Origin of the sequence: Deinococcus terrestris, assembly GCF_009377345.1 — a bacterium.
GTDB lineage: Bacteria > Deinococcota > Deinococci > Deinococcales > Deinococcaceae > Deinococcus > Deinococcus terrestris.
Genome location: NZ_WBSL01000006.1, coordinates 134,295 through 153,648 on the forward strand (window position 1 = coordinate 134,295; position 19,354 = coordinate 153,648).

Sequence of the window (19,354 nt, forward strand, 5' to 3'; positions counted from 1 at the left end):
GACGGCCCTTGCCCGTCCGGCTCAGGTCACAGCCAGGGTTTCTTGCCCACCACGTACTCGCGGTAAAAGTCCTCGTCCGACTTCGTGAGGTAGAGGATGCCTTCCACCAGCCCCAGCAATCCCACTGCCCCGCTCACCAACCCGGCGAGGGGAACGGTCACGACCAGGCCGAAGCCCAGGGTGATCAGCCCCAGCAGCAGCGCCACGATCCACACGCCGACATTCACGCCCAGCATGATCAGCCCCGGCGTCGTGATGCCCAGATACAGCTTGTGGACACCAAAGGCGCCCAGCACGATGCCCAGCAGTCCGGCAATCAGCCGCCGGGTGGCGATGTCGCCGGGAATCGGGCCGGAGGCAGGCTGCGTGGGGGACGACTCCATCGCCCAGGGGTCTGTCGGGCGGGAGGCGGGCGCGTGCGTGACGGGCCCACTGGAGAGAGGCGGCATGCTCGGCGTGGACGGCGTGCGGGCCGTGCCCCCCGTCGCCCGCGCGATCCAGTCGTCGGCGGAGTCCAGCAGGGTGGGCCGCGCCGGGTCAGGGGCCGGGGGCGTCAGGGGCTGGGGTTGTGGACGCGGCGGCTCGGGACTGCGCTCCGGGATGCGGAGGTCATCGGGGCCGGAGAGTGGGGTGGGGGCCGGGTCCACGCTCGCCACCGTGACCTGCGGAGCCGGGCCAGATGAGGCCGGTGACGGCTCCGGTGGGGCGCTCAGCACCTCGTCCACCCAGGAGGGCACCTCCCGGCGCGGGGCTTGCTGGGGCTGGCCCTGCGGGTCGTCCGGGCCGGGAGCGGGATCGCGGTCGTCTCGGGTCATGTTCCCAGTACGCCACGGGGGGGGCCAGGGTTGCGTCCCCCAAACGGTGCAGGGGTCGCCCCCGGAAGGTGTGCTACATCTGCCCCATGACCCTTCAGCACCAGGCGGCGCAACAGGCAGACCTCCTCCAACGCTGGATGGAGGAGCGGCCCGACCTCACCCTCACCGTCCCGCCCGAGCGGGTCGCGGTCGTGTGCGTGGACCTGATCGAGGGCTTCACCCGCCAGGGACCACTCGCCAGCCCGCGTGTGACAGCGATCATTCCGCGCGTGACCGGGCTGATCCGCTCTCTGCTGGACGCTGGGGTCCCGGCCGGAAACGTCGTGCTGGTGCAGGACTCACACCCGGAAAATGCCCGCGAGTTCGCCGCCTACCCGTCCCACTGCGTCGCGGGCACCCCCGAGGCCGAGGCGGTGGCCGAGATGCAGGCCCTCCCCGAGTTCGGCCAGTTCCGGCACTTTCGCAAGAACAGCATCGCCAGCCACACCAGCCCCGAGTTCGGCGCCTGGCTGGAGGAGCGCGGCGCTGATTTCGACGCGGTGATCGCCGTGGGCGACGTGACCGACCTGTGCCTGTACACGCTCGCCCTGCACCTCGTGACCGATGGGATGGCGCGGCAACTGGACCGCACGGTCGTCGTGCCCGAGCCCTGCACCCAGACCTGGGACGCGCCCGGACACCCCGGTGACCTCTACCACGCCCTGTTCCTGCACCAACTGGAGCGCAACGGGGTGCGGGTGATCAGTGGGGTGCGGCTGGGCTGAGGCTCTGCTCAAGGAGGGCGTGGGTGTCCTCGAAGAAGGCCTCGGGGTGGGAGAGCGCGTCTTGTGGCAGGGTCCACTCCTCGGCCCCGGTCGGCCCCGTCCACTCGAAAGCGAAGACATGCGCGATCACCCGGCCCCGTGTGCTGCGGCCCGGCGCGTCGTACACCGTGGCCGGGGTGGGGGAGAGGGCCAGCGCGGGGTCGTCTGGCGTCACGCCCAGCGCCCCCGCTGCGGCCCGCCGCGCCGCCGCCGCGAGAGGTTCACTCGGCAGGACCCCGGCCCCCGGCAGGCTCAGCAGGCCGCGTCCGGGCCGCTCGTCCCGCCGCGTGAGCAGGACGCGCCCCGCCGGGTCCCGCACGACCGCGAGCGCTTCCACCCGCAGGGGCGGCCACGTCCCGGCTTCCGCCTGGGCTGAGCGCAGCCACGCGGCATCCGCCTCCAGCTCCGCGAACTCGGGAGTCCGCCGGAACACCTCCAGCCAGGTGTGGACGGCGGGGGGGACCATCCCGGCGACCCCCTCCAGCTCACCCGCGAAGTAGGCGCGGCGCACGTCGGTCGCGCTCAGTGGGCTGATGACGGCGGTGGGCAGAAAGGGCCAATCCGGAAAGGAGCGCAGGTAATAGCTGCTGTCGTCCTTGAGGTGGCCGATCAGGGCCACGCCGCCCTCCCCTCCCGTGTGGGCCGCGACCCCGGTCCGCACCGCCGTCAGCCAGCGGTCCTCGTCATAGGGATGGTCGGGCACGGCGGCGAAGCGCACCCGCGCCAGGTCCACGCCCGCCTCCCGCAGCATCGCGCCGATCAGCTCTTCCCGCTCCCCGGCCGTCCAGGGGTTTTTGAGGGTGCGCGGCGCGTGGGCGCTGCCAATCACCACGATCAGCCTGCCCACCTTGTCTAGCGCCTCTTCCATCACCCGCAGGTGGGCGGTGTGGGGGGGCTGAAAGCGGCCGATATAGACGCCGAAGCGGTGGGCGGGAGATGGGGCGGTCATGCCCCACGGTGCCCGGCGCTTATGGTGAGAATCGTGAGCACCACGCGGAGGCCCGCTGCGGCAGGTACGCCGGACCCGCGTCATGCTTCCCTTATATTGGACCCATGCGCGCCGACGCGCCCCCTCCCCTGCGCTCCGGTCTGCTGACGGACGTGGGGCGCCAGCGCCGCGTGAACCAGGACGCCGCGCTGGCGCTCGACCTGCCGCGTGGCGGGCTGTATGCGGTCGCGGACGGCATGGGCGGACACGCGGCGGGGGAACTCGCGGCCAACCTCGCGCTCGACAGCCTCAGCCAGCATTACCTGGAGGGCCGGGGGGCCGCGCCCGAGCGGCTCGCGGGGGCGGTGCAGGCGGCCAACCTCGCGGTGTTGCGGCACGCCGTGGGCGAGTACGCGGGCATGGGGACCACCCTGCTCGCCCTTCTCGTGGACCGGGGCGCGGCGCTGATCGCCCACGTGGGCGACTCGCGGGCTTACCTGCTGCGGGACGGCGAACTGCACCGCCTCACCGAGGACCATTCCTGGGTAGCCGAACAGGTGCGGCTGGGGCACCTCTCGGAAGAAGAGGCCCGGCACCACCAGTGGCGCAGCGTGGTGAGCAACGCGCTGGGCGGCGAGGAACGGGTGCGGCTGGAGCTGTTCGGACTGCCCCTCCACGCCGGGGACCGCCTGCTGCTGTGCAGTGACGGCCTCAGCGGGGTGGTGGCCGAACCCGCGCTGCTGGAGCTGCTGCTGCCCGCCCAGCCCCCCGAGCGGGTGGCCCGCACCCTGATTGATGCGGCCAACGATGGGGGCGGTCCCGACAACATCACGGCGGTAGTGGTGGACGTCCTGCGGACGGGCGGCCTGCCCCGCTATCCCCTCCCCGAGCGTCAGGAGGGCGGTCCCCTCTACGTGGACGCCCTGCTGAGTGCCCAGCGCGGCAGCAGTCCGCTGACCTATCTGCTGCTGATCCTGGTGTATTTCACCCTGCTCGGCGTGCTCCTGATTCCCGAGCAGCGCCCGGTCATCGCGCTGCTCGGCGCCCTGCTGCTGGGGGGGGTGGCCTACGCCCAGCGCCGCGCCCGCGTGCGGCCCTCGCGGCGTCCGGCGCTCTCGGCCGCGTCGCTGCGTGCCCGCGTTCACTCCCGGCCCGAGTCGGGGGAACCGGCAGGCTGAGGGGCAGGAGAGGTCAGCCCAGCGGGGCCGGTACAGTAGACCCATGAAAGACATCGTGGAGACGGCCGCCGCCCCCGCCGCCATCGGCCCCTACAGCCAGGCGACCACCTTCGGCAACCTCGTGATCACCAGCGGGCAGATTCCGCTGACCCCGGACGGCACGCTCGTCGAGGGCGGGATCGAGGCCCAGACCCGGCAGGTGCTCGACAACCTCGTGGCCGTGCTCGCGGCCGCCGGAACCGATCTCGGGCGGGTGGTCAAGACGACCGTGTTCCTGGCCGACATGAACGAGTTCGCGGCCATGAACGCCGTGTACGCCGAGTATTTCCAGACGCCCTACCCTGCCCGCAGCACCGTGCAGGTCGCCCGCTTGCCCCGCGACGTGCGGGTGGAGATCGAGGTGATCGCCGAGCGGCACTGAGGGGCGCCGGAGCGGGCGGGAAGGGGAGACGGCGGTGGGTCACCCCCCTTCCCGCTCTCCTTTCGTGACGCCTCTCTCGACGCCCCCGGTCCGGCCATGACATCCTGCGGGACGTGGTTGTCCTGCCTGTCCGCTTCGAACGCAGCCCACGCCTGCACGCCATGCTCAGCGAGGCGCCGCACGCGGTGGGCACACGCGTCGTGGTGCAGGGCAAACGTGGCCCGGAGGTCGCCACCGTGCGCGGCGAGGCCGGGGACCCTGACCCCCAGGCCCGCTACGGCAGCGTGCTGCGGGCGGCCACCCCGGAGGACCTCGCCCGCTGGGACGAGCTGCACCGTCAGGGCGAGGACCTCAAGTGGCTGCTGCGGGCACGCGCCCGCGAGCGCGGCCTCCCGGTCAAGATCGTGGCGCTCGAGTTCACCCTCGACGAGAGCCTCGTCACGGTGAGCTACAGCGCCGAGGACCGCATCGAACTCGGTGGACTGATTGGGGACCTGCGGGGGCACACCCGCGCCCGGGTGAATTTCGCGGCGGTCGGCCCACGCGAGCAGGCCCAGATCATCGGCACGCTGGGGGCCTGCGGCCGGGGCAACTGCTCGAGCACGCACCTTCAGGAGTTCGCGCCCGTCAGCATCCGCATGGCGCGGGACCAGCAGCTTCCCCTCAACCCGGAAAAGCTCTCGGGGCCGTGCGGACGCCTGCTGTGCTGCCTGCAATTCGAGCATGGGATGTACCTGGAGCTGCTGCGCGACCTGCCGCGCAAAAACGCCCGCGTCTGCCACACCGAGAGCGGCGCCTGCGGCAAGGTCACCAAGCTGCACCCCCTTGCGGGAACGGTGGACGTGCAGACCGATCAGGGCCTGCTCGCCGGAGTGCCCGCCCAGGCGCTGACCCGCGTGACCGACCCCGCCGGGGGCAAGGGCCGCCGCTCCGAGGCGGACGCGGCCGAGACCTGACCCGGCGGGCTTCCCCAAAGCCTCTTGCCGCGCTTCTCATCTGTCCCCGCCGCCCCAGCGGGCACACTGCCAGGTATGCGACACCTGATTTTCCCGACCGTGGCCCAAGCCGACGCTTTCGTGCAGGACCTGCTGAGCCAGGGCGTGATTCAGCCCGAGATGGGCCAGACCTCCTTCCAGCGCCGCACCGCAGCGGGCAGCGTGGGCGCCGCGGACATGGGCACCACGACCAGCCAGACGAATACGGCGACCGCCACGACCACCGAGTACGTGGACGGCGGCGGCGACGGCGCCGACATGGCGGGCGGCGCCCTGAAGGGCACGGCGCTGGGCGCGGTGGCGGGTGTGGCCGCCGGGGCTGTGGTCGCCGCAACGGGGGGCCTCGCGGCCGTGCCCGTGCTGCTGGGCATGGGCGCCTTGGGCTCGGGCATCGGCGCGGCCGCTGGAACCGCTGACGCCGCTGTCCACGGGGACGGTATGGAAACCCGCGTGGCCGCCTCGGGCGAGACTCGCAGCTACGAGGACCGTTACGAGTTCGAGGACACCCATTACAACGACATGCAGACCACGGTGGACGCGGGTGGCCGCGCCATCGCCATTGAAGACGACGTGCCCATGGACGTGGTGGAAGCGGCGATGGCCCGCCACGGTGGCCGCTTCGTCAACCGCTGAGCCGAATCAGTCGGGGCCAGGAACTCTTGCGGGGGTTCCTGGCTTTTTGAGGCTGGGCACTGGCAGGGACCCCGTGCGGGCAGCTCTCAGTCGGCGGCCTGGGCCTGGCTGCGGAGGGCCTCCAGATGGCCTTCCAGGGTCCGAATGGCGCCGTGAAGGTCGTGCCAGTGCTGCTCGGCTTCCACCAGCGTGTCCTGTAACTCGACCAGCACCTCGGCTTCAAGGCCCTCGCGGGTCAGCAATGGGGTGCCGTGCCACAGGCTGTAGAGAGTCAGGCCACGGGCACACACCTTGCGCAGAGACTCCAGATCTCGGTCGCTTACGCGCGGGCTCATCAGATGTCCGGTCAACTGACGCGGAGCGGGCAGGGTGCCGCTGCGGTCTTTCTCCCCCCGCTCGCCCAGGATGCCTGCGGCCCAATGGTCCAGGGTCAGGAGTTCGGCGGCCAGGCGGAGGATGCGCACATCTGCGGACATGCCTTCAGGCTAGGCGCGGGGTCTTTCGCGGTTCTGACAGCGGCGGAGCGCCGACCCTTCCCGCCTCTCCGGTGAGTTGAGGCAACGAAAAAACTCCCTCTAGGAGGGAGTTTCTGTGCTGGTCGAGGCGGCGAGATTTGAACTCACGACCCCTACCACCCCAAGGTAGTGCGCTACCAGGCTGCGCTACGCCTCGACGGCCAGCCACAGAACTATAGACGCCGTGCCAGGGATCGTCAAGCGGGCGGGGGCGAGCGCTATCCTGCCCGGCGTGACACAACTTTCCTTTGACGAGAAGCTGCGCAACTACGCGCGGCTGGCGGTGCGGGTCGGCCTGGGCGTGCGCGAAGGCCAGCGGGTGCTGGTGCAGGCTCCGGTCGACACCGCGCCGCTGGCCCGGCTGCTGGTGCGCGAAGCTTACGCGGCGGGCGCGTCCTTTGCGGACGTGCGCTGGGACGACGACGACGTGCAGCTCGCCCGCTTCTCGCTGGCGCCGGAGAGCAGCTTCGAGCAGATCAGCAGGTGGCGGGTAGACGCCGAGCTGGAAACCGCCGAGGCGGGCGGCGCCGTGATCGCCATCCGCGCGACCAACCCGGGGCTGTTCGCCGGGGTGGACCCCGCCCGCGTGACTGCGCACCAGCGCACGCTGGCCGCCTACCGCAAGCCCTATTCGCTTCAGGTCATGACCAACCGCCTGAACTGGAACCTGATCTCCGCGCCCGTCCCCGAATGGGCCGAGCTGATGTTCCCCGGCGTGTCCCGCGAGGAAGCCGTCCAGAAGCAGTGGGACGCGATCTTCGCCGCGACCCGCGCCGATCAGCCCGACGCGCTGGAGCAGTGGGAGGCGCACCTCGCGGACCTCCAGCGCCGGCGGGAGCTGCTCACGGGGCGGCAGTACCACGCCCTGCACTTCCGGGGCGGCGAGACTGACCTCACCGTGGGGCTGGCCGAGGACCACGTCTGGGGCGGCGGCGCCGCGCAGACGCCTTCCGGGATCACCTTCACCGCCAACATTCCCACCGAGGAAGTCTGGACCGCCCCGCACCGCGAGCGGGTGGACGGCGTGGTCGTGAGCACCAAGCCGCTCTCGTACAACGGCGTCCTGATTGACGGCATCCGCATCCGCTTCGAGGGCGGCCGGGTCGTGGAGGCCACCGCCGCGAACGGGCAGGACACCCTGCGCCAGATGATCGACACCGACGAGGGCAGCCACCGCCTCGGGGAAGTCGCGCTGGTGCCGCACTCCAGCCCGATCAGCCGCTCGGGGCTGTTCTTCTACAACACCCTCTACGACGAGAACGCGGCCTCGCACATCGCCATCGGCAGCGCCTACCGCTTCAACGTGCAGGGCGGCGTGGAGATGACCACCGAGGAGTTCGCGGCCAAGGGCGGCAACGACTCCCTCACCCACGTGGACTGGATGATCGGCTCGGGGGAGATGGACGTGGACGGCGTCACGAAGGACGGCGCCCGCGAGCCGGTGATGCGGGCGGGCGAGTTCGTGGTCTGAGGCCAGGACAGGGACAAAGGAAGGTGGGCGACGTGCGGAACGTCGCCCACCTTCCTTTGTCCCTGTCCTGGCGGGCTAGCCGTCCCGCTGGGCCAGCCACAGCACCAGTGCCTCCGCCGTCGCCGGATTGGTTGCCAGCGGCACGTCGTGGACGTCGCACAGCCGGAGCAGGGCAGACACGTCGGGTTCGTGGGGCTGGGCGGTCAGGGGGTCGCGGAAGAAGAAGACGGCGAGCACGCGCTCCTCGGCGATGCGGGCGCCAATCTGCTGGTCGCCGCCCTGAGGACCGGACAGCACGCGCTCCACGTCCAGCCCGGTCTTGCTTGCCAGGATGCCCCCGGTCGTGCCCGTAGCGACCAGAGGAAAGCGGCCCAGCACGTCGCGGTGCGAGAGCGCGAAGAGGGCGAGTTCGAGCTTCTGGCGGTCGTGCGCGATCAGGGCGACCTCGCGCCGCCCGCCGGTCTGGGCCGCCGTCACAGGCCCTCCAGCCGGGCGGCCAGCGCCGCGCCGATCACGCCCGCGTCGGTGCCGAGCTGGGCGCGGCGCAGGGTGACGGGCGCGAAGGGTCCGGCGTACTCGTCGGCGGCCGCCTGAATCCCCGCGAAGAAGAAGTCGCCCACCTTCGCCACCCCGCCCCCGATCACGAAGACCTCCGGGTCAAGGAACTTCTGCAGGTCGGCCAGCGCGACCCCGATGTGCCGCAGCGCCTGCGAGACGACCCGCCCCGCCGCCGGGTGCCCGCTCTGGGCCAGCGCGAAGGCCTCGGCAGTCGACACCTCGCGGTTCAGGGCGTAGCTCGCGTCACGGGCGATGGCGGTGCCGCTGGCGACGGCCTCCAGCGCCCCGTCAAGGCCCGCGCCGCTCACCGGACCGCCCGGCATCACGGTGACGTGCCCGAGTTCCCCTGCAATCCCGTGGTGCCCGCGCCACACCCGGCCCCCCAGCACGATGCCCGAGCCGATGCCGGTGCTGACCGTGACGTACACGCTGCTGGCCGTGCCCCTCGCCGCCCCGAGGTGCGCCTCCGCGAGCGCGGCGGCCTTGGCATCGTTTTCCAGGACCACGCGCAGGCCCAATCGGTCTTCCAGGCCCTGCACCAGCGGCACGTCGGTAAAGCCGTAGATGTTGGGCGCGAACTTGACGCGGGTGCGGCCCTCGGCCAGGGGACCGGGCACGCCCACGCCCACGCGGGTGACCTGTGGATGCTGGGCTCGCAGCGCCTGCACCTGCGCGGCGACCGCGTCCAGCACGGCCTCCCAGCCGGTCTCCGGGGTGGGCTGGACGTGGCGGGCGTGCAGCTCGTCACCGATCAGGACGCCCGTGGCGATCTTGGTGCCACCGACATCCACGCCGATGGAGGGAGGGGAGAGGGGGGAATCGGGAGTGGTCAAGGGAGGGTCCTCCTGGGGAACTGAGGGAACGGGAGCGCTTCCAGCGGTGAGACGAGGGGAGGTCAGTCCTCCGCTCCCAGCAGGGCGAGGGCCTCCTTAAGCTGCACTTCGGGCACGTAAAGGCCCACATCGCCCATGTAGCCGCCGGTCTCGATTTCTATGACCGGGGTCGCCATCGCCCACTGGAAGGGGGTCCGGATGACGGTGACCACGCCGCCCTCGGCCAGGGTGCGGCGCCAGCCTTCGGCGAGCAGCCGGGGCAGGGTGTCGAGACGCACCCAGGTATCCCCCTGGTAGCGCACCCGGTCCTCGTAGTGGGGGCGGCTCATCGGGCGAGCAGGCCCGAGAAGCTCTGGCGCAGCGCCTCCGGCAGCGGTTCGGGGCGCAGGCCGTCCCCCACCCGGACCTGCACGGTGCGGGCGTAGGCGCAGGGCTGCCCGTCGGCGAGGAGCCGGGACACGACCGTCCAACTGCTGCCGCCGATGCGTTCGACCAGGGACTCCACCGTGACTTCCTGGCCCCAGCGCACTTCGTGGCGGTAGTCGAGTTCCAGCCGGGCGATCACCGAGCGGTCGTCGCGGTCGGGCACGCCGAGGTCGCGCATCAGGAGCACCCGCGACGTTTCGAGGTACTGCACGTACACGGCGTTGTTGAGGTGCCCCATCGCGTCAATGTCGCCGTAGCGCATCTGAATGCCCGCCCGGTGTGCCCGCGCCCAGTCGAGGGACGCCAGCGCCTCCCAGGAAGCCGGGGGGCGCGGACGGGGGGTGGTGTCGGTGCTTGCGCCGCTCATGGGGGCATTAGAGCATCTGGGCGCGAGTCCAGGCGCCCTCCCCCTTGCCTCCCGCGTGCCCGACGCTATCTTCTGAACCATGTCTGTTCCGGAACCGCTCCCCCCCCGCGAACGCGAACGGCGGGGCTGGCGGTCCCGGTGGCGTCAGGTTCAGCGGCTGCCCCTCGCCCTGGTGTTTGCCAGCGTGCTCGCGGCGCTGGGAATCGTGCAACTGAGTTTTCAGCTCGGCAACCTGGTCTACCGCACCGTGACCTGGAACGCCGAGACACAGGAGACCCGCCAGCGCATCCGGAGCCTGGAGCGCGACGTGCGTGTGCTGCGCGAGGCCGAGGCCGCCGCCCTGGACCCGGCCTACCTGGAGGTGCTGGCCCGCTGCCAGGGCTTTGTGGGCGAGACCGAGGAGCTGGTGGTGGCCGAGAACGCCCCCGACGTGCCCGGCGAGGTCTGCGACACGCTGCGCTTGCCCTAGCCGCCCTCCCATTCGCGCTGTAAGAAAGGCCCAAGGTCCGCCGAGAGCCGGGGGCGTATCCTGCGGGCACTATGTCACTCGTCGTGCTGGTCACCCTCCCGCCGGAGCGGGCGCCCGAGCTGGCCCGGACCCTCGTGTCTGAGCGGCTGGCGGGCTGCGTCAACGTGATGCCCGGCGTGCAGAGCGTCTACCGCTGGGAGGGCGAGGTCGCCGAGGACCGCGAGACCCTGCTGCTGATCAAGACGACTGGCGAGCGTTACCCCGAACTCGAGGCCCGCATCCGCGAGATGCACCCCTATGAGGTGCCCGAGATCGTGGCTCTCCCCTGGGACCGTGCCCTGCCCGAGTTCCAGACTTGGCTGCTGGACGTGACCTCGGCGGGGGGGCGCTAGGGCAGTTGGCGGGGAGGGGGCACCCTCACTCCCTCGCTGCGCGAGGCCCCTCTCCCAGAGGTAGAGGGGTCAGAAAACCCTCTCTCCAGGGAAGACTCGCAGAGCTGCGAGGCAGAGGCTTGGGTGAGGAGTTTGCCTGACGCGCCCCCTCCCCGATCAAAGGCTCAGGGGCCTGGTTCCCTTCACGGGCGCGAGGCAGGCAACGCATTCACCGTCTTCAGTGCTGCGTCCACCGCTTCCCGGATCAGCGCGGGGTCGGCCAGCACGTCGCCCGGCTGGTGGTAGTTGGCGTCGAGCCCCCGGTGGAAAAAGAGCGTCGGCACCCCCGCCCCCGCGAAGGGCACGTGGTCGCTGCCGCCCGTGTCGCCCACGCGGCCCACGGCGCCCGATGACCGCCGCACCGCCTCCACCAGCCCGGCCTCGCCGCTGACGGTCAGGGGGGTGACATTGACGCCCACCATGTCGAAGTTGAACATGCCGCGCAGGTTCCGTACGATCTCCGGATTCGCCTTGACGTAGGCCCGCGAGCCGTGCAGCCCGTCTTCCTCCCCGTCGAAGAGGACGAAGACGCTGCGGGTCGCCAGCGGGGTCCCGGCCACCCGCCCCGCGAGGTCCAGCACCGCCAGCGTGCCGGAGAGGTTGTCGTTCGCCCCCGGCGCTCCCGGTACCGAATCCATGTGTCCGCCGAAGAGGAAGTCGGGGCGGGTCACGCCCGATTTGGAGGCGACCACGTTGACCCCAGTCACGTCCCCCTCGCGCACCCGCACGCGCAGGGTGGCCCGCTCGCCGGAGCGCAGGCCCGCGCCCACCTCGCGCGTGACCGTCAGCACCGGCAGGGCGACCGGCTCCCCCAGGGTGCCGCGCACCTCGCCGGGCTGGTTGTTGACGACGATCAGCCCCAGTGCTCCCGCCGCCAGCGCGTTGCGGGCCTTGTGCGCGAAGGGGAGGGTGCCCCGGTCCACGACCGCGACGCGGCCCCGCACGCCCGCCGCCGCGAACTCCTCGGGGGTGCCCACGCCAGACACGCGGGCCACCGGGGCCGTCACCTCCTGGCCCACCGATCCCTGAAGGGCGAGGCCCGCCAGGGTGCGCCCGCCCACCTCCACCCCGGAGCCGAGGTCGTCGAAGCGGGGGTAGGTGAACGTCTCGCGCCGGACCTCGTACCCCAACGCCCGGAACTGCCCCTCCAGATAGGTGCGGGCCTGCGCGTTGGCCTCGCTGCCCGTCACGCGGGGACCGAACTTGAGGACGGCGGCGAGGTGGGTTTCCACATTCGCCCCGGCGGCGACAGGCAGCAGCAGCGCCCCCAGCAGGGCCACGCGGTGGGTTGTCGGCATGTCGCCCAGCAGAGCACGCCGGGCCGCCCGAATAGGTCACCGGAGGCACAGTGGGTCGGGGGCCACCACAGCAAAACCCCCCGCGCGGGGCGGGGGAGGTTTCTTGGCGGGCCTTGTAGGACTTGAACCCACGACCTACGGTTTTGGAGACCGCCGCTCTACCAACTGAGCTAAAGACCCATGCTTGCCGCGCCGCCGGGCGCGTGAGCCTGAGCAGGATAGCAGAGGTCCGCGCAGGCCCGCAAGGGCCGGGGGTTACAGCACGCCGCCCCCCAGCATCAGCCGCAGGGCCGCCAGTCCGATCACGACCACGTTCAGGGTGATCGCGCCCCGGTCGCGGGCCAGCACCCCGAGAATCAGCCCCAGCACGGCGGGGGGCAGCACCACCAGCCAGTTGAGCCAGCCGAACAGGGGCAGCAGGCCCAGCAACAGGCCCAGCGCCGCCAAAACGCCCAGGATCAGGGATAAGGTTCTCATGGCTTGGGGTACGCGGTGGGGGGAGCAGAAGTTGCTGCCGAACGTGTCCCCATGCCCCAGACGGCCCCCAGGAGGGAGGTGTAGGCTGCCCCGCGTGACTCCCCCCCCCGCCCCGGCCCCTCCCCCGCCGGAGGGTGCCCCGGCCCGCGCTCCCCTGGTGCTCGCGGCGCTGGAGGCCCTCTACCCGGACGCCCGCACCGAGCTGATCTTCCGCAACCCGTTCGAGCTGCTCGTCGCTACGGTGCTCAGCGCCCAGGCGACCGACGTGAGCGTGAACGCCGCCACCCCTGCCCTGTTCGCCCGCTACCCGGACGCCTTCGCCCTGAGTCAAGTCAGCCCGGAGGAGATCGAGCCGTATATCCGCTCTATCGGCCTGTACCGGAACAAGGCGCGGAACCTCGCCGCCCTCGCCCGGCTGCTCGTGGAGCGGCATGGGGGCGAGGTGCCCAACGACTTTGACGCGGTCGTCGCCCTGCCCGGCGCGGGGCGCAAGACGGCCAACGTGGTGCTGAGCAACGCCTACGGCTATCCGGCCATCGCGGTGGACACCCATGTGGGCCGCCTCGCCCGGCGGCTGGGCCTGAGCGTGCAGACCAACCCCGACAAGGTGGAGGCCGACCTGGGCCGCCTCTTTCCCCGTGACCGCTGGGTGTTCCTGCACCACGCGCTGATCTTGCATGGGCGGCGGGTGTGCCTGGCCCGCCGCCCACTGTGCCCGGAGTGCGTGATGGCGGGCTTTTGCCCCAAGGTGGGCGTGGAGCAGACCGGGGGGCACGGATGACCTGGCGCTTTTCCCGGCAGGTCTGGCTGTACCTCGCCTCGGCCTTCACCTTCGGGCTGGCGCAGGCGTTCGCGGCCCTCTTCCTGAACTTCTATCTGCGGGCGCTGGGATTGGGGGCCGAGTGGCAGGGGCTGGTCAACGCGCTGCCTGCGCTGACGCTCGCGTCTCTCAGCCTTCCGGCGGTGGCGCTCGCGCGGCGCATCTCCAACGCGCGGACGATTCAGCTCGGGAGCCTCTTCAGCGTGGCCGGAGCGCTCATTCTCGCCACGGCGGGCGGGCCGCTGGGGGCCATCGCGGGGGCGCTCGTGCAGGGGGCGGGCGGCGCGATGCTGATGGTCGCCGGGTCGCCCTTCATGGCGAACAACAGCGACGAGAAGTCGCGGGTCACCCTCTTTAGCGTCCAGAGTGCGCTGATGACCGGGGCGGGCTTCCTGGGGAACCTCTTCGGGGGGCGGGTGCCGGAGGTGTACGCGGCGGCCACCGCCACCGAGCCGGACGGGCTGGGGGCGCTGCGGGCGGCGCTGCTGGTGTCGGCGGGCTTTCAGCTCGCGGGCCTCTTTCCGGTCCTCTTTCTACGCCCCAGCGGCAAGAAGGCCCCGGAAGGCCGCTCCTTCGCCATCCGCGACAAGCTCACCATGGGGCGGCTGGTCGCGCCCAACGTGCTCGTGGGGCTGGGGGCGGGGGCGACCATCCCCTTCCTGAACGTCTATATCGAGGGCAAGTTCGAGGTGGACTACGCCAGCCTGGGCAACCTGTTCGCGTGGACGAGTCTGGCGACCGCCGCCACCGTGCTGCTGCAACCCCTCCTGGTACGGCGGCTGGGGCAGCTCACGGCGGTGCTGGTGGTGCAGGCGGCCAGCCTCCCGTTTCTGGCAGTCCTGGGCTACGCGCCGCAGCTCTGGATGGTCGCCATTGCTCTCTTTACCCGTGGGGCGCTGATGAACGCCGCCGGACCCGTCTACTCGGCCTACGCGATGACGGCCCTGCCCGACGAGGACCGCCCCATGTACTCCGCCGTCAACCTGATCGCCTGGGACCTGGGCTGGGCGGCGAGCAGCATCCTGAGCGGGGTGGTGCGGGGGGCGCTGCCCTTCAGCGTGGCCTTTAACGTGCTGTTCGCGTGGACGCTGCTGATGTACGCGGCGAGTGTGCTGGCGATCTACCTGGGCCTCTACCGCCCGGCGCGGCGGGGCGGACACCCGGCGGCGCGGTCGGCACCGGCAGGGGTAGACTGACCGGGATGAGCGATACCGGAAGTCTGCAAAGCCTGCTGCGCGTACAGGAACTCGACCTCGAACTCGACCGCCTGCGGGGCGAGGAGGCCAGCATTCCGGAGGCTCTGCGTCAGGCCCGCGGCGAGCAGGAGCGCCTGAACAACGCCCTGGAGGACACCGAGATCACCCTGGAAGGCGTCGAGAAGCAGCTCCGTGCCCTGGAACAGGACCTCGCCGGAACCCGCGATCAGGCCGCCCGCGCCCGCGAGGAGCAGGAGAAAAACGCCTTTGACGCCCGCGCCCAGTCGCAGTACGGCAGCCGCATCCAGATGCTGGAGGAGCGGGCCGAGGAGATGGCCGAAGACCTCGCGCCCCTGCGCGAGCGCCAGCGCGAGCTGACCGAACAGGCGGCGGCCCTGCGCGGCGAACACCGCGCCCTGCGCCCCACCCTGGAGGCGCTGGAAAGGGAGGACGAGGCCCGAGTGCAGGGCCTGCGCGACCAGGGCGAGGGTGCCCGCCAGGAACGTGCCGGGCTGGTCGGGAACCTCGACTCGCGCACGGTCAAGGAATACGACCTGATTCGCAAGGCGAAAAAGGGCCTGGGCCTCGTCGAGATTCGCGGGGGCCGCTGCACCGGCTGCAACGTCATGCTGCCGGTCAACGTGCAGCAGAAGGCGGCGCAGGGCAAGTTGCCTCCGGTGAAGTGCCCCTCGTGCGGACGTTTTCTGGTGCGGACCGGCTGACTCTCCGACCATTGCCTCGGCCCCTGACCTTGCCCGGTCGGGGGCCGTATCTTGTACCCCATTCGGGGTGGGAGTACAAGTCGTTGTATGAGGTGGGGGCGGATGGTAAAGTCAATCACCGAAGAGGAACCCCCCAGAGCGGGTCCCCGCCCGTCCGTTTCCGCACCGCCCCCGCCGGGTGGTGAGGGTTTTTTGTTTGCCGCCTCAGCCTCAAGGAGCCGCCATGACGACCACACCCGACCCTGCCCTGCGCCACTTCGACGACAATGCCCAGCACATCGCCCGGCGGCAATACCTCCAGCCCGGCGACGGCGACATCGCGGGGATGTTCCGCCGCATCGCGGGCTGGGTGGCGGGTGCGGAGGTCGGGGAGGCGCGGGAGCACTGGGCGCAGCGGTACTACGACCTGATGGCCGAGAAGAAGTTCTGCCCCGGCGGGCGCGTGCTGGCGGGCGCGGGCACGCAGCACGGGAACGTCTTGAACTGCTTCGTGCAGGGCGCGACCGCTTCGGCCCCCGAGAGCTTCGACGGGGTGATGGAAGTCGCCCGCAAGCTCGCGCTGGTCACCAAGGTGGGCGGTGGCAACGGCGTGAACCTCGACGTGTACGCGCCGCGCTCGGCTCAGAGCCGACCCGACGCGGGCGTGCGCGGCTGGGTCTACATGGCGGCCACGCACCCCGACGTGACCGACTTTGTAGAGGGCCTGATGCGCCCGCCCACCCAGCCCGACGGGGACAAGGCTCCGGTCGCGGTACGCAATTGGACCCGCGTGGTCTACGGCGAGGCGGTCCCGACCGACCTCGTGGCGCTGGCTCGGCAAAACGGGGTGCAGATCGTGCGGGCGCTGCCGGAGGGTGTGCAGGCGGTCGCCGACGACATGGGCGGCATCATCGACGCGGCGCGGGCGGTCGCGGAGACGGCGCGGGTAGGCGTCGAGCCGCGCATCGACCTCTCGCCCATGCGCCCGGAAGGGGCACCCATCCAGGGCTCGGGCGGCACCAGCTCCGGCCCGGTGTCCTTCCTGCTGGAGATTTTCGACAACTTCCTGGAGTGGGCCAACCGGGGCGGCGAGACGAGCGGGCCGGTGAACACGCTGCGCTTCGTGTACTCGCCCGTGCTGCGGGTGGTGCGCCAGGGCGGAACGCGGCGCGGCGCGGGCATGGCGACCATCGCCATCGAGCACCCCGACGTGCTGGACTTCCTGACCGCCAAGGACCTCGACCGCGAGGCCGCCGAGGGCGACATCTCCACCTTCAACATCTCCATCCTGATCAGCGAGAAGTTCTGGCAGGCGCTGGAACGCGACGCCCTGTGGCATGTGGACGTGCAGGAGGTGCCCGGCAAGTACTACCTGGCCCCCCAGGACGGGCTGTACGACGGCCGCCTGCCCGCGCTGCCCGACCGCGCCGAGGACGGTGCCCGCGCGGTGCCCCTCTTCCGCACCGCTCCCCAGGGCCGCTACAACCCCGCCGACAAGCGCCCCGGCATTCCTGCGAAGTGGCTGTGGGATCAAATCGCCGAGCACGCCTGGGCGACGGGCGAGCCGGGACTCATCTTCGTGGACCGGGTGAACGAGCACTCGGCGCTGAAGAACCTGGGCAAGCGGTACGAGATTCGCTCCACCAATCCCTGCGGCGAGATTCCCCTCACCGTCGGCGAGCCCTGCGACCTCGGCGCGATCAACCTTGCGGCCTACGTGAAGGGCAGCGCCTTCGACTATGCGGGCTTCCGGGCCGATGTGCGGACCTGCGTGCGCTTTCTCGATGACGTGCTGGACGTGAACGTCTTCGCGCTGGAGGACAACCGGGTGGCCTCGCAGGACCTGCGGCGGCTGGGGCTAGGCGTGATGGGCCTCGCGGACGCCTTGATCAAGCTGGGGCTGCGCTACGACTCGGAGGCCGGGCGGCAGGCCATCCACGACATCATGACCGCCTTGCGCGAGGAGGCGGTTGCCGAAAGCGAGCGGCTGGGCAAGGAGCGCGGTCACTACCCCGTCTACACCCGCAGCCCCCGCAAGATTCCCCACGCGGCGCGGCGCAACGTGGCGGTCCTGACCGTGGCGCCGACCGGCACGACCTCCATGCTGATGGGCGTGTCCAGCGGCATCGAGCCTGTCTTCTCGCCCTTTATCTGGCGCAAGATCGGCAGCGAGTACCGGGCGCTGCTGCACCCCCTCTTCATGGAGCTGCTGGGTCAGTACCCGCCCGCCGCCAACATGGACGATGGGCAGGGCGGCTGGAACTGGGACCGCGTGACCGAGGCCGTCTCGGAAAACCACGGCTCGGTGGTGGGGCTGGCCTTTATCCCCGAGGCTCTTCAACAGGTCTTCGTGTGCGCCCACGACATCAGCCCGGTGGACCACGTGCGGATGCAGGGCACCGTGCAGCGGGCCTTCGACGAGGGCGGGCAGCACGCGGCGAATAGCCTCTCCAAGACCATCAACCTGCCCAACTCGGCCACCGTCGCCGACGTGCAGACCGCCTACGCCGAGGCGTACAAGACGGGCTGCAAGGGCATCACCGTGTACCGCGACGGCTCGCGGCAATTCCAGGTGCTGTCCACCAGCAAGAAAAAGGAGAAGAAGGTGGAGGAGACTGTGACCGCCGAAGCCGTGGCCGAGGTGATGGGGGAGAGCGTTCAGCCCGCTCCGGTGGCCGCGCAGCCCGAAGCCGCGCCCGCGCCTGCGGCCCCAGCCCCCCGCCCGGCTTCGGCCCCGGCTCCCGTCTACGAGCGCCCCACCCGTCTGAGCGGGATCACCGACATGGTCAAACTCACCGATCCCACCAGCGGGCACCGCCGCTCCTTCCTCGTCACGGTCAACCACCTGGGCGGCAAGCCCGTGGAGGTCATGGTGATCTCGGGCCGCGCCGGGGACGAGGCGAACGCCGACTCGGAGGCGCTGGGCCGCGTCGTCTCCATCGCCCTGCAACACGGCGTGCCCGCGCAGGCCATCATCAAGACGCTGCGGGGCATCAACGGCGGGCTGTACGGCTCTTACAACGGCCGCCTCGTGGGGTCGAAGGCCGACCTGATCGCCGTCGCGCTCGACACCTTTGCCAAAGATATGGACGCCGCCAGCCTGCCGCCCCTCGCCGGGGGCAGCGTGGACGCGCCCGCCGCCGCGCCTGCGGTTCCCAGTGGCGTCAGCGTGGAGGGCCTGGGCCACGAACGCTGCCCGGTGTGCGAGGAAAAGGCCGTGATCCGGGAAGAAGGGTGTTTGAAGTGCCAGGCGTGCGGGTATAGCAAGTGCGGATAGTTAAACGCCTGTGGATTTGACTGGAGTAATGATGTCTAGAATACCTGCGAAAGGCGCATTGAAGCTAAGTCGCTACCTATCCATCGGTGCCGCAGACGCGCTTGAAGATAAGCAATATTTAAATACATGTTTCGTGGACAATGGAAGCTCAAGCATATTGACAGATCTTAATGATCCCAGATGTGTTGCGCTGGGTAGGACAGGCGTTGGAAAGACCGCTTTGTTAGAGGGCGTTCAGAATGACGAGGAAAGAACAATAAAGCTAGATCCCAATAGTCTCGCCATTGATTATTTGACGAATAACGAGATCATAAGGTTCTTCTCGGACTTGGGCGTAAACATGGATCTATTCTACAGATTGTTATGGAGACATGTATTTGTAGTGGAAATAATAAAATCACGCTATAAAATAGTTAATGAACAAAGTAGAGAGGGATTTCTAAAGCGTATCTGGGACATGACACCTATAGGAAGATCTAAAAAAGAAGCCTTAGACTATGTTATGAAGTGGGGCAGAAATTTCTGGGAGGCAACTGATTATAGGGTTAGGGAGGTAACCCAGAGTTTAGAAAACCCCGTTTAGGGCTGGGCGAGGTTGTGAGCGAGAACGGCTAGGACGACACGGAAGCGAAGTGAGGCGAGCGTCTTGGTCTGAACGGAGCGGATGTGGGCTTCCACCAGTTGGGAGAAGACGGTTTCAATCCGCTTGCGTAACTTCGGGTGGCGGTTTTCCCGCCATCCG

At 70.1% G+C, this 19,354-nt stretch carries 22 protein-coding genes, 2 tRNA genes and 1 pseudogene; 13 read left to right on the top strand and 12 right to left on the bottom strand.

Translation table 11 applies throughout. The features are described from left to right. Positions 1-26: 26 nt before the first annotated feature. On the bottom strand, positions 27-815 hold the full coding sequence (locus tag F8S09_RS12925) for a TM2 domain-containing protein (RefSeq protein WP_152871890.1): 789 nt from the start codon (positions 813-815) through the stop codon (positions 27-29). Positions 816-901: 86 nt separating this feature from the next. Here F8S09_RS12925 and F8S09_RS12930 point away from each other — a divergent pair, with 86 nt between their 5' ends. Continuing rightward, positions 902-1,579 carry a cysteine hydrolase family protein gene (locus F8S09_RS12930; protein ID WP_152871891.1) on the top strand — a complete coding sequence of 226 codons (678 nt, stop codon included), beginning with the start codon at positions 902-904 and terminating at the stop codon, positions 1,577-1,579. On the opposite strand, the gene F8S09_RS12935 is transcribed toward F8S09_RS12930, so the two are convergent. Then, positions 1,557-2,567 (bottom strand): adenylyltransferase/cytidyltransferase family protein, encoded by a 1,011-nt coding sequence (locus F8S09_RS12935; protein ID WP_152871892.1) that lies wholly within the window; start codon positions 2,565-2,567, stop codon positions 1,557-1,559. The genes F8S09_RS12930 and F8S09_RS12935 overlap by 23 nt on opposite strands. 104 nt (positions 2,568-2,671) lie before the next feature. On the opposite strand from F8S09_RS12935, the gene F8S09_RS12940 reads away from it, so the two are divergent. From F8S09_RS12940 to F8S09_RS12955, 4 genes are all read left to right on the top strand, one after another. Further along, positions 2,672-3,724 carry a PP2C family protein-serine/threonine phosphatase gene (locus tag F8S09_RS12940; RefSeq protein ID WP_152871893.1) on the top strand — a complete coding sequence of 351 codons (1,053 nt, stop codon included), beginning with the start codon at positions 2,672-2,674 and terminating at the stop codon, positions 3,722-3,724. 43 nt (positions 3,725-3,767) lie between these two features. Beyond that, positions 3,768-4,145 (top strand): RidA family protein, encoded by a 378-nt coding sequence (locus F8S09_RS12945; RefSeq protein WP_152871894.1) that lies wholly within the window; start codon positions 3,768-3,770, stop codon positions 4,143-4,145. A 161-nt stretch (positions 4,146-4,306) separates the two neighbouring features. Beyond that, positions 4,307-5,101 (top strand): PSP1 domain-containing protein, encoded by a 795-nt coding sequence (locus F8S09_RS12950; protein ID WP_152871935.1) that lies wholly within the window; start codon positions 4,307-4,309, stop codon positions 5,099-5,101. 75 nt (positions 5,102-5,176) lie between these two features. Further along, positions 5,177-5,773, top strand: coding sequence for a hypothetical protein (locus F8S09_RS12955; RefSeq protein ID WP_152871895.1), 597 nt, complete (start codon positions 5,177-5,179; stop codon positions 5,771-5,773). Positions 5,774-5,859: 86 nt separating this feature from the next. On the opposite strand, the gene F8S09_RS12960 is transcribed toward F8S09_RS12955, so the two are convergent. Continuing rightward, a complete protein-coding gene (locus F8S09_RS12960; protein ID WP_152871896.1) occupies positions 5,860-6,249 on the bottom strand; it encodes a hypothetical protein in 390 nt (129 codons plus the stop codon). 119 nt (positions 6,250-6,368) lie between these two features. Continuing rightward, a tRNA-Pro gene (locus F8S09_RS12965) sits at positions 6,369-6,445 on the bottom strand. A gap of 63 nt (positions 6,446-6,508) precedes the next feature. On the opposite strand from F8S09_RS12965, the gene F8S09_RS12970 reads away from it, so the two are divergent. After that, positions 6,509-7,759, top strand: a complete 1,251-nt coding sequence (locus F8S09_RS12970) for an aminopeptidase (RefSeq protein ID WP_322618819.1) — start codon at positions 6,509-6,511, stop codon at positions 7,757-7,759. A 75-nt stretch (positions 7,760-7,834) separates the two neighbouring features. On the opposite strand, the gene F8S09_RS12975 is transcribed toward F8S09_RS12970, so the two are convergent. The 4 genes from F8S09_RS12975 to F8S09_RS12990 all read right to left on the bottom strand — a co-directional run bounded on the left by F8S09_RS12975 (position 7,835) and on the right by F8S09_RS12990 (position 9,943). Next, the gene (locus F8S09_RS12975; protein ID WP_322618816.1) at positions 7,835-8,236 is read right to left on the bottom strand and encodes a methylglyoxal synthase; all 402 of its coding nucleotides are present in this window, start codon (positions 8,234-8,236) and stop codon (positions 7,835-7,837) included. Continuing rightward, positions 8,233-9,150, bottom strand: coding sequence for an ROK family protein (locus tag F8S09_RS12980; protein ID WP_152871897.1), 918 nt, complete (start codon positions 9,148-9,150; stop codon positions 8,233-8,235). The genes F8S09_RS12975 and F8S09_RS12980 overlap by 4 nt, the downstream gene beginning before the upstream one ends. 62 nt (positions 9,151-9,212) lie before the next feature. Further along, positions 9,213-9,479, bottom strand: a complete 267-nt coding sequence (locus F8S09_RS12985) for a hypothetical protein (protein ID WP_152871898.1) — start codon at positions 9,477-9,479, stop codon at positions 9,213-9,215. Then, on the bottom strand, positions 9,476-9,943 hold the full coding sequence (locus F8S09_RS12990) for an acyl-CoA thioesterase (protein ID WP_152871899.1): 468 nt from the start codon (positions 9,941-9,943) through the stop codon (positions 9,476-9,478). Before F8S09_RS12990 ends, F8S09_RS12985 begins: the two co-directional genes overlap by 4 nt. A gap of 79 nt (positions 9,944-10,022) precedes the next feature. On the opposite strand from F8S09_RS12990, the gene F8S09_RS12995 reads away from it, so the two are divergent. After that, the gene (locus F8S09_RS12995; protein ID WP_152871900.1) at positions 10,023-10,412 is read left to right on the top strand and encodes a cell division protein FtsB; all 390 of its coding nucleotides are present in this window, start codon (positions 10,023-10,025) and stop codon (positions 10,410-10,412) included. Between the two features lie 71 nt (positions 10,413-10,483). Further along, positions 10,484-10,804, top strand: coding sequence for a divalent-cation tolerance protein CutA (gene cutA, locus F8S09_RS13000; protein ID WP_152871901.1), 321 nt, complete (start codon positions 10,484-10,486; stop codon positions 10,802-10,804). Between the two features lie 182 nt (positions 10,805-10,986). On the opposite strand, the gene F8S09_RS13005 is transcribed toward cutA, so the two are convergent. From F8S09_RS13005 to F8S09_RS13015, 3 genes are all read right to left on the bottom strand, one after another. After that, on the bottom strand, positions 10,987-12,141 hold the full coding sequence (locus F8S09_RS13005) for a M28 family metallopeptidase (RefSeq protein ID WP_152871902.1): 1,155 nt from the start codon (positions 12,139-12,141) through the stop codon (positions 10,987-10,989). A 104-nt stretch (positions 12,142-12,245) separates the two neighbouring features. Beyond that, positions 12,246-12,321 (bottom strand) — tRNA-Trp (locus F8S09_RS13010). 75 nt (positions 12,322-12,396) lie between these two features. After that, positions 12,397-12,618 carry a hypothetical protein gene (locus F8S09_RS13015; RefSeq protein ID WP_152871903.1) on the bottom strand — a complete coding sequence of 74 codons (222 nt, stop codon included), beginning with the start codon at positions 12,616-12,618 and terminating at the stop codon, positions 12,397-12,399. 85 nt (positions 12,619-12,703) lie between these two features. Between F8S09_RS13015 and nth the strand changes: the two genes are divergently transcribed. The 5 genes from nth (at position 12,704) to F8S09_RS13040 (ending at position 19,195) form a co-directional block, all read left to right on the top strand. After that, positions 12,704-13,399, top strand: a complete 696-nt coding sequence (gene nth / locus F8S09_RS13020) for an endonuclease III (RefSeq protein WP_227978681.1) — start codon at positions 12,704-12,706, stop codon at positions 13,397-13,399. Next, complete coding sequence (locus F8S09_RS13025; RefSeq protein ID WP_152871905.1) at positions 13,396-14,634, top strand: MFS transporter; 1,239 nt, start codon at positions 13,396-13,398, stop codon at positions 14,632-14,634. The genes nth and F8S09_RS13025 overlap by 4 nt, the downstream gene beginning before the upstream one ends. Positions 14,635-14,639: 5 nt before the next feature. Beyond that, positions 14,640-15,356 (top strand): zinc ribbon domain-containing protein, encoded by a 717-nt coding sequence (locus F8S09_RS13030; protein ID WP_152871906.1) that lies wholly within the window; start codon positions 14,640-14,642, stop codon positions 15,354-15,356. A 223-nt stretch (positions 15,357-15,579) separates the two neighbouring features. Continuing rightward, complete coding sequence (locus F8S09_RS13035) at positions 15,580-18,612, top strand: adenosylcobalamin-dependent ribonucleoside-diphosphate reductase (RefSeq protein WP_152871907.1); 3,033 nt, start codon at positions 15,580-15,582, stop codon at positions 18,610-18,612. A 28-nt stretch (positions 18,613-18,640) separates the two neighbouring features. Continuing rightward, complete coding sequence (locus F8S09_RS13040) at positions 18,641-19,195, top strand: hypothetical protein (protein WP_152871908.1); 555 nt, start codon at positions 18,641-18,643, stop codon at positions 19,193-19,195. Here F8S09_RS13040 and F8S09_RS13045 read toward each other — a convergent pair. After that, positions 19,192-19,354: pseudogene (locus F8S09_RS13045) on the bottom strand (IS982 family transposase); the annotation flags it as partial. The gene F8S09_RS13040 and the pseudogene F8S09_RS13045 sit on opposite strands and share 4 nt — an antisense overlap.

What these genes read in the sequence shown, in the direction of transcription:
- F8S09_RS12925 (WP_152871890.1), bottom strand. Translation starts at nt 815, where the DNA reads ATGACCCGAGACGACCGCGATCCCGCTCCCGGCCCGGACGACCCGCAG.
- F8S09_RS12930 (WP_152871891.1), top strand. Translation starts at nt 902, where the DNA reads ATGACCCTTCAGCACCAGGCGGCGCAACAGGCAGACCTCCTCCAACGC.
- F8S09_RS12935 (WP_152871892.1), bottom strand. Translation starts at nt 2,567, where the DNA reads ATGACCGCCCCATCTCCCGCCCACCGCTTCGGCGTCTATATCGGCCGC.
- F8S09_RS12940 (WP_152871893.1), top strand. Translation starts at nt 2,672, where the DNA reads ATGCGCGCCGACGCGCCCCCTCCCCTGCGCTCCGGTCTGCTGACGGAC.
- F8S09_RS12945 (WP_152871894.1), top strand. Translation starts at nt 3,768, where the DNA reads ATGAAAGACATCGTGGAGACGGCCGCCGCCCCCGCCGCCATCGGCCCC.
- F8S09_RS12950 (WP_152871935.1), top strand. Translation starts at nt 4,307, where the DNA reads ATGCTCAGCGAGGCGCCGCACGCGGTGGGCACACGCGTCGTGGTGCAG.
- F8S09_RS12955 (WP_152871895.1), top strand. Translation starts at nt 5,177, where the DNA reads ATGCGACACCTGATTTTCCCGACCGTGGCCCAAGCCGACGCTTTCGTG.
- F8S09_RS12960 (WP_152871896.1), bottom strand. Translation starts at nt 6,249, where the DNA reads ATGTCCGCAGATGTGCGCATCCTCCGCCTGGCCGCCGAACTCCTGACC.
- F8S09_RS12985 (WP_152871898.1), bottom strand. Translation starts at nt 9,479, where the DNA reads ATGAGCCGCCCCCACTACGAGGACCGGGTGCGCTACCAGGGGGATACC.
- F8S09_RS12990 (WP_152871899.1), bottom strand. Translation starts at nt 9,943, where the DNA reads ATGAGCGGCGCAAGCACCGACACCACCCCCCGTCCGCGCCCCCCGGCT.
- F8S09_RS12995 (WP_152871900.1), top strand. Translation starts at nt 10,023, where the DNA reads ATGTCTGTTCCGGAACCGCTCCCCCCCCGCGAACGCGAACGGCGGGGC.
- cutA (WP_152871901.1), top strand. Translation starts at nt 10,484, where the DNA reads ATGTCACTCGTCGTGCTGGTCACCCTCCCGCCGGAGCGGGCGCCCGAG.
- F8S09_RS13005 (WP_152871902.1), bottom strand. Translation starts at nt 12,141, where the DNA reads ATGCCGACAACCCACCGCGTGGCCCTGCTGGGGGCGCTGCTGCTGCCT.
- F8S09_RS13015 (WP_152871903.1), bottom strand. Translation starts at nt 12,618, where the DNA reads ATGAGAACCTTATCCCTGATCCTGGGCGTTTTGGCGGCGCTGGGCCTG.
- F8S09_RS13025 (WP_152871905.1), top strand. Translation starts at nt 13,396, where the DNA reads ATGACCTGGCGCTTTTCCCGGCAGGTCTGGCTGTACCTCGCCTCGGCC.
- F8S09_RS13030 (WP_152871906.1), top strand. Translation starts at nt 14,640, where the DNA reads ATGAGCGATACCGGAAGTCTGCAAAGCCTGCTGCGCGTACAGGAACTC.
- F8S09_RS13035 (WP_152871907.1), top strand. Translation starts at nt 15,580, where the DNA reads ATGACGACCACACCCGACCCTGCCCTGCGCCACTTCGACGACAATGCC.
- F8S09_RS13040 (WP_152871908.1), top strand. Translation starts at nt 18,641, where the DNA reads ATGATGTCTAGAATACCTGCGAAAGGCGCATTGAAGCTAAGTCGCTAC.